The 9,281-nt window shown below is 54.2% G+C and carries 10 protein-coding genes and 1 pseudogene; 6 read left to right on the top strand and 5 right to left on the bottom strand.

What is annotated here, in order from left to right:
• Window positions 1-303 precede the first annotated feature (303 nt).
• Window positions 304-813, top strand: a complete 510-nt coding sequence (locus ABRP86_RS11245; RefSeq protein ID WP_349864403.1) for a hypothetical protein — start codon at window positions 304-306, stop codon at window positions 811-813.
• A gap of 211 nt (window positions 814-1,024) precedes the next feature.
• Window positions 1,025-1,735: an IS6 family transposase gene (locus ABRP86_RS11240; RefSeq protein ID WP_349864401.1), complete on the top strand. Its 711-nt coding sequence runs from the start codon at window positions 1,025-1,027 to the stop codon at window positions 1,733-1,735.
• A gap of 80 nt (window positions 1,736-1,815) precedes the next feature.
• On the opposite strand, the gene ABRP86_RS11235 is transcribed toward ABRP86_RS11240, so the two are convergent.
• The gene (locus ABRP86_RS11235; RefSeq protein WP_349864398.1) at window positions 1,816-2,316 is read right to left on the bottom strand and encodes a hypothetical protein; all 501 of its coding nucleotides are present in this window, start codon (window positions 2,314-2,316) and stop codon (window positions 1,816-1,818) included.
• Window positions 2,317-2,579: 263 nt separating this feature from the next.
• Between ABRP86_RS11235 and ABRP86_RS11230 the strand changes: the two genes are divergently transcribed.
• The 4 genes from ABRP86_RS11230 (at window position 2,580) to ABRP86_RS11215 (ending at window position 5,548) form a co-directional block, all read left to right on the top strand.
• Window positions 2,580-2,951, top strand: coding sequence for a hypothetical protein (locus ABRP86_RS11230; RefSeq protein ID WP_349864396.1), 372 nt, complete (start codon window positions 2,580-2,582; stop codon window positions 2,949-2,951).
• On the top strand, window positions 2,944-3,222 hold the full coding sequence (locus ABRP86_RS11225) for a hypothetical protein (RefSeq protein ID WP_284623473.1): 279 nt from the start codon (window positions 2,944-2,946) through the stop codon (window positions 3,220-3,222). The genes ABRP86_RS11230 and ABRP86_RS11225 overlap by 8 nt, the downstream gene beginning before the upstream one ends.
• On the top strand, window positions 3,215-4,297 hold the full coding sequence (locus ABRP86_RS11220; protein ID WP_349864394.1) for an AAA family ATPase: 1,083 nt from the start codon (window positions 3,215-3,217) through the stop codon (window positions 4,295-4,297). Before ABRP86_RS11225 ends, ABRP86_RS11220 begins: the two co-directional genes overlap by 8 nt.
• Before the next feature lie 324 nt (window positions 4,298-4,621).
• Complete coding sequence (locus ABRP86_RS11215) at window positions 4,622-5,548, top strand: hypothetical protein (RefSeq protein ID WP_349864391.1); 927 nt, start codon at window positions 4,622-4,624, stop codon at window positions 5,546-5,548.
• A 736-nt stretch (window positions 5,549-6,284) separates the two neighbouring features.
• On the opposite strand, the gene ABRP86_RS11210 is transcribed toward ABRP86_RS11215, so the two are convergent.
• From ABRP86_RS11210 to ABRP86_RS11190, 4 genes and pseudogenes are all read right to left on the bottom strand, one after another.
• Window positions 6,285-6,458 carry a hypothetical protein gene (locus ABRP86_RS11210; protein WP_349864389.1) on the bottom strand — a complete coding sequence of 58 codons (174 nt, stop codon included), beginning with the start codon at window positions 6,456-6,458 and terminating at the stop codon, window positions 6,285-6,287.
• A gap of 22 nt (window positions 6,459-6,480) precedes the next feature.
• A complete protein-coding gene (locus ABRP86_RS11205; RefSeq protein ID WP_349864386.1) occupies window positions 6,481-7,062 on the bottom strand; it encodes a hypothetical protein in 582 nt (193 codons plus the stop codon).
• Between the two features lie 1,152 nt (window positions 7,063-8,214).
• Window positions 8,215-9,015 (bottom strand): hypothetical protein, encoded by an 801-nt coding sequence (locus ABRP86_RS11195; RefSeq protein WP_349864405.1) that lies wholly within the window; start codon window positions 9,013-9,015, stop codon window positions 8,215-8,217.
• A gap of 69 nt (window positions 9,016-9,084) precedes the next feature.
• A pseudogene (locus ABRP86_RS11190) lies at window positions 9,085-9,195 on the bottom strand (replication initiation protein); the annotation flags it as partial.
• Between the last annotated feature and the right edge of the window lie 86 nt (window positions 9,196-9,281).

Raw genomic sequence — 9,281 nt, 5'->3', positions numbered from 1 at the left:
ACGTGTAAAACAATGCTAGGAACGGCCCTATTTTACAGGAAACATTCTGCCGCACACCGGCGTAACAATAGGGTGTAGTCTAAAAATCCGACAAAACGACTGAATCGGGAAATCCGGCGGCGCGCCGACGTTGTAGGAATCTCCCTTAACCGCAGTTCTGTGTTGCGACCGGCTATTTGGTAGCAGTGTCGTGACTATCCGGTAGCGCTTCAGTGAGTTTCTGGTAGCAGCTCAGGGCGCTCGGGATGATACTTCCGGTAGCCGCACCACTCGGGTGCGGCGTGTACTGGGAGGAGTCCGCTTATGACGGATTACCGTGCGGTGATGACGCTGCTGATAAAGAAGCGTTCTTACCGCCAGATTGAAGACCAGCTCGGGTGCTCGCATCGCGCGATTTCCCGGGCGAACCAAGCGCTGCGAAGCCTTGGCTTGACCACTGTTGAGCAGGTCGCGGCGCTGACGAATGACGAGCTGGACGAGATATTCGTTGATAAACGCACCAGCGGGCAAGGCGAATTCGTCCCGATTGACTTTGACACGGTCGTCAAAGCACGCACAGGGCGTACGAAGCAAACGCTGCAAGTATTGTGGGCTCGCTACACCACCACTGCCGCCCAGCCGGGCCAGCGCCATTACAGCTACGACCGATTCCGCCAGCTGGTTGCCTCCTGTCAGATGCGGCAGAAACTAGCGGCGATCTCTTCCGGGGTAAACGCGAAAATTTTGCTGAAATGGCTCCGCACTCACTTCAACTACCCCTCCCCCGACATCCCGGATTTAAAGGTCCCAATTTGGAGTTGCCAGCACCAGTAGTAAACTTTCCGGGTAAACCGGATTCGTAAGAAGAGAAGATCAAATCACAGTACTTCCGCTTGTATACGAATTAGTTTTGCGGTGTTCGAAATCGTTACGGGCTACCAGTATCGGCATAAGAGCCCTTAATTCATCGTATGCTCGACTTGAACGGTAGGGTGCTGTTGCAAAGTTGGGGCAGTAGAAAGACCTGCGTGAAATAATCACAGCCATGGGCATCTTCTCCGGTCGGCATTTCCCCCGTGACATCATCCTGTGGGCGGTGCGGTGGTACTGCCGCTACGGCGTGAGCTACCGCGATCTGGAAGAAATGATGACCGAGCGGGGTGTGCCAGTCGATCACACCACGATCTACCGCTGGGTGCAGAAATACGCCCCTGAGCTGGACAAGCAAACACTGTGGTACCGGCAGGTACCTGACTGGCAGGCCCGGTCCTGGCGGGTGGATGAGACCTATATCCGGGTCGGCGGCACGTGGTGCTATCTCTACCGGGCTATTACCGCCGGTGGGCAGACCTTAGGCTTCTACCTCTCACCAAAACGGAATGTGGCTGCGGCCAAGCGTTTCCTGGCCAAGACGCTGCGATCGAATACGACAGCCGGGTCCCCGCGGGTCATCAACACCGACAAGGCACCAGCTCTGGCCAAGGCAATATCCGAGCTGAAGGCGGAGGGAATCTGCCCTCAGACGGTGGAGCACCGGCAGGTGAAATACCTGAACAACGTTCTCGAGGGAGATCATGGCCGACTTAAAAGAATCCTGGGACCGAAGGGGGCGTTCAAAAACCGAATTTCCGCCTACCGGACGTTGAAAGGGATGGAAGCGATGCATTCATTACGGAAAGGTCAGGGCACGATGTTTGCTTATGGGCACCCCAATCCGGACGCGGTGATCGTCAACCGGGTCTTCGAGACGGCCTGAGAACGCCGGCACGCAGCGGCCATCAGGAAATGAGAAACTGGGTCGTCTCGGCTCTCCGCCCAACTTTGCAACAGCACCAATTATTTATAGTCGCTTTGCTCAGGAATATAAATGCCGTGTACGTCTGGGTCTTGATACTCCGGGCCTAGGGGATAATCGAGATTATCTTCCTCTGTTCGATAGCCGGTTTTCCTGCGGCTAAGATACTTTCGGTGATTAACTTTTTGCTCTGTATAGCAGTGCAAAACATATACTGCTTCATCGCCGTGCTGTACTAGGTAGTGTGTTAGTAGAATCTCGATGATTTTCTGACGTGGCGTCTTGAGGTGTTCGGAAATACTGTTTAGAGCTTCTACGAGTTCGGGTTGGACCGATACTTTCATCTGAGCTCTCGGTCTTTGGGAGGGTTTCCGGTCTAACTTCTTGATTATCTCCTTGAGATAAAGAGGCGGCCGAGTGTTATTGAACCTCATTTCCCAAAAGGCCTCAGCCCAATCGCCACGTGCATACTTTTCAGCTTCGCTCTTTGACATCCCCTCGTTCCGGAGCATTGTTATGACTTCTCGATTCTTGCGTGGCATGCCCGCTCCTTTTCTTTAGTGTGTCAGTAATCACTGCATCTAATTTTATTTCTACACCTGTGGGCATGTAGGTACCCGCGTGCCCACACGGGAAAAAGCATTGCTTACGCAGTGGTTTTGCGGGTTAATGGGGTCAGCCCCGCAAAAGCTGGGCCTCTTCTCAGGAGATCTGAGGAGAGCCATCATCTTCCCCGAGACGCCTCGACTAAAAGAATCTCAGGGAGGAAATCAAGACGCGGTGATATTCCGCAGAGAGGGAAAGAATGTCCTCTAAAACGGTAATTCCATCATACCTGACCCCTGCTTATCAGCTGGTAGCCGGAGTGCGCGCACTATCGGTGCCAGAGGCGCCAGAGGAGCGGGACGGCCGGGAAAAAGAAAGCCCGTTTTTCCCCGGATGCAAGGCTTGGAAGATCCAGGTAGCGCTAACAATGAGTGAGGAGGAGGTCGATAACGGTGCTGTGGAGCGAGAGATCCGCCGCCAGGCGGTCACCGTGTGGGTTCCGACGCGGCCAACCATTTATGAAGGAGAAAAAATTCGTTTCATCGGCCTGATGGCTGGAGCCGTAGATGGAACGCTCTTTTTCCAGGCACAGGGTGTCGAAAGCGTCGAGGAGATAGAGAATCTTGACTAAATATCTGCTAGAGCACGATCCGGAGGAACTCTGGGCTCAGTGGAATGCCGATCCGAAGACACTATTGCGAAGGGAGAGCCTACAGAAAGGATTCGATATTGTTGCCGCACACACCTCTTCCTTCACTACAGCCGCATCATTCATTCGAATAACGGTGAGAGCTTTAGGGAAAGGGGATACCGGAGCAGGTGCCCAAAAGCTCGGCTGGGCGTCTGATGGGGAGCTTTATAGTGCGCTGCACCGCTGCGTAGAGAAGGCCGCTGATGGCTAGCCCCGTCTTTCGGGCGCCAGATCTCCTCGATACCCAGGCGCTAGATCGACTCGCTCATGCCGCACTCCTCGGTGTGGGCGGGGCGATCGTCCTAGCGGCAATATTCTATCTGCTTATCCCGTGGTTATGGTCGAAATGGTGGTACCGAAAATACCCTATCGCCGGGAAGATCCACCGCCGAAAGAAACAGCTCAGCGAACTTTTTGGCTTAACTATCCATCGTGTGCACCGTGATGGTCGCGTTCGTATTTCCCCTGGTGAGACAGCCGCCTGGCAGAGAGAAGGATTAGCTGAAGAACTTAGCACCGTAGTACATCAGGCAATGCGAATAAGCGTGGATTCCGGCTACGCCCACGTGCGGGCTATTCATCACATCGGAAGCACTGTAGAAGGAAGCCCTTCCTATGCCCCCACAACAGGACAGGTCATCATCGGTGTCGATGTCGAGGATGGTGAGCCTGCTGGATTCTCTCTGCGCGACATATCCGGTGTCGTTGTCGGCGCGCGGCCTGGCTCAGGAAAAACAGTACTTTTACGCCAGATTCAGGACGCACTGAAACCTCACGCTGACGTGGAAATAGCCGAAGGAAAAGGCGCTGATGATGTACAGCTAGCAGTCAGAGCTATCGAGTCAGCTCAAAAAGAAATGAACACGCGCTTTGAGCAAGAAATCGACTTCTGGACGGCTTCACAAGGCCTCCCGCTTCGCGTGCTTATTTTGGATGAGTGCCATCGAATCTTTGATGCAGCATCCGAGGATAAAGCCGATAAAAATGCCGCAAAAGAGCGAGTGCGGATGGTGCGTGATCTGGTGCAGCGCGGAAGGTCAGCGGGAGTGATCACTGTGCTTGCGACCCAACGAATGAGCGCAGACGTGATTCCGACATCGATTCGCGACCTCGCGACGGTGCGCATCTGCGGGCAGGTTACTGGTGACGACGCAAAACTGGTGATGGGCAGGCTACCCGAGCCGGGAGAGCCCAACCCGGCCAGATTGAAGTCACGCCGGCTCGTCGTCGATGACGGAGATGGCGTGTGGCGCGAAGTGCACGTCTTCGAACGGCATAACGGGTGACCATTACTTTCCTGTGCCCCAGGCTCGTAGGGAGCGCACGTCGAACGCTGCAGCAAGCGAGGACGACGCGGCTGGCCACAGGCCAGGCCGCCAAAGAACGAGCGCCGCGGAAGCGGAAGACGTAAGCGACCGAAAGCAATAGGGGCACAGGCAGCGAATATCACCCGCATAGGCGGTCAAAGTTAAATGCTCCACGCAGCCTGTACGTTCTCTGCGTGGCAAGGCGGCGAATGCCGCCGCGGCAGCAGGTAGGTGCCGGTTAGTGTTACCGGCACCTATGTAGCATGTATCAACCCAGCTCAGAAGGGGTATTCAGGTGAAGCAATGCGTAGCAAAAAATGTAGCAAGACAATGCAGTCCCGGTCATGGATGGTCACAATATCAGCAGAGAAGATGAGCCGAAAGGAGATAGAAGAAGCACTTAGCTCATACAACTACCTAGGACAGCTCGAAGAAGGCGAAGAGGATGGATACCGCCACTGGCAGCTACTTATCGACGGTGGAAAATCCCCTATTAGGTTTTCCACGCTCAAAAGAAGACTCCCAACCGCTCATCTAGAACCCCGTCGTGGTCCCATGCAACAGGCCGTCGAGTACGTCACCAAAGAAACAACTCGTGTCACTGGAGAACCAAGGCTAGAACACGGGAAAATTAGACATAGTGACGAAAAGGGGCGTCGCACAGATGTAGAAGTCGTCCGCGAGGCTGTACTTGAAAAAGGGCTTTCTGCTGACGAGGTTTTCCTTCAAGTTCCGGAAGCCGCGCACATGACGTTGTTCGTCGAAAAGCTCATCTCTGCCCGTGACCGCTCCCGCCACACTAAGCCTCGCCAGCTAGAGGTCATCTGGCTTTACGGGCCACCTGGAACGGGAAAGACCAGTCTTGCTGTCGAACTGGGCGATACGAGCTACTACCGCGTCACTGATTATAAAAACCCATTTGATGGCTATATGGGAGAAGAAACGCTCATTTTAGACGAGTTCGACGGAGAAATGCGCCTCAGTACGCTCCTTAATATCCTCGATTTCTGGCCAACGACGCTTCCAGCTCGCTACACCAACAAAACAGCTCGCTTTAACCAAGTGGTGCTTGTATCCAACGAAGCGCCCTGGACTTTCTACACGTGGGAACCATTATCACGAAGACAAGCCCTCGCACGTCGTCTGAACACCATCATGTGTGTAGACACCGACGGATCCCACAACACCACCTATGAACTCAACAGATTCGATAGAGGTTGCGTCCGCTAGTGTGGTGCTTACGGTCCTGGTCTTTCATCGCTCGCTTACGACCGTGTGCCCATAAATTGACCAGGATAGAGCTGAATCCATAACAAAAAGCGTGTGTGCCAGGGTTCCACCTGTGTTAAAGCGAGGAGGCTTGAAGTCTCCGACAGCATTTCCTTTATCAGTAATGTGCGTCCATTTACTGTGCCTGCAGCCTTTGCTGGGATGGTGAGAATGCTGGGAAAGCCCGTGAAAACGCTTTTATCGTCTATGAACCCTTTGTCTCGGAGCACCCGAAGACGCTTAGAGGCTCCCGAATGGTTAATTCCCCACAGTCTGGCAACGTGGTCGCGCGTCATAGCTTCAAACGCCACCAACCAGTCAAAAAGGAGCCGATCGCGATCAGTTAGTTCGAATTGCTTGGCCGTGCGAAACGGTCGTCGCCTCCGGTCTGAAACACATGAATAATCTTCACCATGTAGTAATGGTCGCATTAGAGTGTGCACACCATATTGCACAAACAATTCCAGAGAATAAGGGCCAAAACGAAATGGAGCGCTGCCTATTCACTAGACAGCGCTTGCCACGACGATTTTCGTTCTGCTGTTTACACGAGCACTAGAAATCAAGAAGCGCACAATAAAAGGAACTCCCCAGCATCTCCTTTCACTAGAAGCACTGGGGAGGACATTTACAGGAAGTTATCCGTACTTAGTAGATAAAAGAATTAAGTACGCATTTATGCAGATTTACTCACTGGTTATTCCTGATGACTGTTTTTGACGCGATTGACCAGTACTGATGCAACTATGGTGAGCAGTATGAGGACAAAAAATCCGAGAATCGACTTGTTTGCGATGGCGACATAACCTGAAATTGCCAGCCCAAATAGTGCAACGACAATCGCATTGGGCGATATTTTATGTCTGTTCATTATTTCTCTTCACACTTGATTGTTAAGCACACTCGCTGTCACGGACGTTTCCGGCCCACGTGTAATGGACTTTTATGCGTTTATCGCAGCCCTTGTTGTGGCTGAGGACTACTGTTGCGCCGGTGATGATAGCTTCAACGACGGTGCAGGCAGCCCACCCGACACCGGGAATAGCGCAGATGGCGGTCCCTAGGGCAAGCCCCGATCCGCTGATGATCATGTCCTGCTCAAGAGGAGTGAACTCTACCCAGAATCCCCCGTTTTCTTTTCCTCCGCTCACATAGGGGGTGACGGCATGTGGATCCCTTAGCGTTAGATCCATGTGCTCGAGGTCGAAGGTTACGGTGGAGTCGTCATTTACAGTTCGGGGAACATCCGAGTTGATTAGTTCCTCAAAAGCTTGATCCAGAACCTCCGGAGTGATTGATCCTTCTGCAGCGGTCTGTTCTTGGAACTCTTGAGGGGTTGTAGGATCGTCCTTTTCTGCAGCGGAGGCTAGTCCCTGACCGGCAAAAAGGATAGCTACGGAAGCTAGTGCCGTCAGTGCTTTTGACTGAGTTCTCATAGTGTTCCTAATTTCTAGAGAGGTGGAGAGGTGGTTCACCTCCCGAGACTACATGTGTTCCAAAATAAGATCAATAGCAAAATACGATCAATAACTTTGACGAACTGTGTGAGGGCATCTATCACACCTCACGCGAGAAGACACTTGGCAGTGCTACGTCCAAGCCAACCCAAGCACGATGAATAACCTTTTAGTGGTCGATATTGCCCACCCTGACGCGCTTCTGCGCGCGATGTGGGACAGACGCGACTAGCTCCTAAGCTGCGGTGGAAACCCGCACAACGGGCCCGCACACGCAGTCTAATCGCTGACAACGCCATTACCCCGCACCGAGTACGCGCCAAACGCAAGCCGCTGTCCTACGCCGCTCCGTCGATGGCGACAAGGGCTACTCCGGTCTGATGACCAAGAACCCAGAGCACATCGCCTGGGATAGCCATTGGGCACATTTGCAACGAGCTGAAGCCCCCCGGAGCCGCCTTATCCCGATTCTCATTAAGAGTGCATATAGTGTGTGTTCCCCAGCCGCTTCGCGGCGTGGTCTCGGGCCGGTTCTTCCGTCCCGAAAATCAGGCGACAGACCGCCGCAAGACTGCCCGGCTTGTCCGCCAGGACTGGCGGGTGGGACAGCAACATATTTGGGTACATTCCGCCCGACCGTGCTTGTCAGCCCTGCGGGGCGGTGCAGCGGCGTCACACGGCGCGCTGTGCACCCGTCTAAGCGGTTAAAGGCCCGGCAGCGGTACCCACACGGAGGGCTAGGGGCTTCTGCGCGATTGAGTACGCGAGGACTGAATCGGGGCAACCGAGCCGGACAGCTCGGGCGGCAGTCCAGACCGAGCGCCTGGAGTTGGACAACGCGACGGTTGCGATATTCCTTTTCCGCACGACCGAAATACGGGACGTGCAAGGAGAAATCCATGAAAAGAGCCCCACGCCCCCCCCCACACCAGTCTTAGGCGACTTTCTGAGCTGCTCTCGCTCACACTAGGCGCTGCCTTGGGCGCGATACTTGCCGACCCTATGGCCACGATCCACAGCTAGAACGAACTGCTCGACCTACTCGTCTTCTGGCGGTAGCGGCGACACACTATTGGCACTCTTAGTAACACCGGGACATAGTCCATTAAACCCAGTCTTGCTAAGAGAGGTTTTACTTAACTGCCTAACGGCAGGGGAACCGTATATTGCTTACGGTCTGTCACCCTTTTTCCTGCCTGTAGGTAAGACGATTCCAGCTTTCAATAACGCTCGCTGAACAGTTCGCCCCGAAACAGTGAACTCTGCAGCGGCATCGGCCACAGTTGGGTAGGACCCTGTCTGCGAAAAAGCATCGTCAAAGTACGCTGCAATCTTGTACGCCTGACTGCGACCGCCTGCGGAACGACGCTTGTTAGCGTTGCTCAAAGCCTCACGCTGTTCTTGCGCATATTTACCCTCTGGTTCGGTTTTCCAGCGTTGTGCAGCTTTCTGTCCGCCTCTGCGGCCCATGGTGGCTAGTGCTTTTCGTTCACTACTGGTGGCTTTACCTGGAGCGCTCGTGCTTCTATAAGCCTTGCTCTTGGACTGGGTGACGTAGCCGCGTACACGCCTTGCCATGGTTTGGCGGTCGCGCATGGGTGGTATTTCACTGTCACGTCCGGCTCCGCCGTGGGTCTGGGCGACGTTGTAGGCGTGCTCATACGCATCAATAATCGCAGCGTCCGTCAAGCGCTGGCCTTGTTGGCGCAGACGATGGCCGGCCTTGAGCGCATGACGGAAGGCGGTTTCGTCACGTGCCGCTTTACCTGGGGTAATCCACAGCACGCGCACACCGTCAATAAGCTCCGGATCGTATTGGTCAAGACCGTCAGCGATTTCTGCATCTACGTCCTGGGCAAGAGCTTTAAACGCTTGGGCTTCCTCACGACGCGACTTCACCGCGTTGATAAGTTCCCGGCCCGAGGAAAATTGCTGGCGCGGGGTGGGGTTGAACTGGTCGTGTCCTGCCATGTTCCTTACCTGCTTTACCAAGTCTCCAAGACGCATCACCCTATTGTGCTGCCTGTACCAACGATAAGCCGTAGGAGCTTTGCCCGTGTAAAACGGGCTGCGGCTAAAACGGTGGGAAAAATGCGGGTCATGGTCTAAAAGCTCACCTAGTACACGTGTAGTTGCTGCTAGTAGCTTCATCTGCGCTGATGGGCCCGAACCCCGGAAAGTGGACACGGGGATTTAATCAAGATGCGATAGTAAGTGTAGCTGATCCGGCGGCTTCG

The organism is Corynebacterium sp. KPL3927 (genome assembly GCF_040225835.1).
Classification (GTDB): Bacteria; Actinomycetota; Actinomycetes; order Mycobacteriales; family Mycobacteriaceae; genus Corynebacterium.
Note: the sequence above shows the minus strand (reverse complement) of the source record. Positions and strands in the feature narration are given on the sequence as shown.

Bases quoted from the DNA above. Each gene is read 5' to 3' on its own strand.
- ABRP86_RS11245 (WP_349864403.1), top strand. From the start codon at position 304: ATGACGGATTACCGTGCGGTGATGACGCTGCTGATAAAGAAGCGTTCT.
- ABRP86_RS11240 (WP_349864401.1), top strand. From the start codon at position 1,025: ATGGGCATCTTCTCCGGTCGGCATTTCCCCCGTGACATCATCCTGTGG.
- ABRP86_RS11235 (WP_349864398.1), bottom strand. From the start codon at position 2,316: ATGCCACGCAAGAATCGAGAAGTCATAACAATGCTCCGGAACGAGGGG.
- ABRP86_RS11230 (WP_349864396.1), top strand. From the start codon at position 2,580: ATGTCCTCTAAAACGGTAATTCCATCATACCTGACCCCTGCTTATCAG.
- ABRP86_RS11220 (WP_349864394.1), top strand. From the start codon at position 3,215: ATGGCTAGCCCCGTCTTTCGGGCGCCAGATCTCCTCGATACCCAGGCG.
- ABRP86_RS11215 (WP_349864391.1), top strand. From the start codon at position 4,622: ATGCGTAGCAAAAAATGTAGCAAGACAATGCAGTCCCGGTCATGGATG.
- ABRP86_RS11210 (WP_349864389.1), bottom strand. From the start codon at position 6,458: ATGAACAGACATAAAATATCGCCCAATGCGATTGTCGTTGCACTATTT.
- ABRP86_RS11195 (WP_349864405.1), bottom strand. From the start codon at position 9,015: ATGGCAGGACACGACCAGTTCAACCCCACCCCGCGCCAGCAATTTTCC.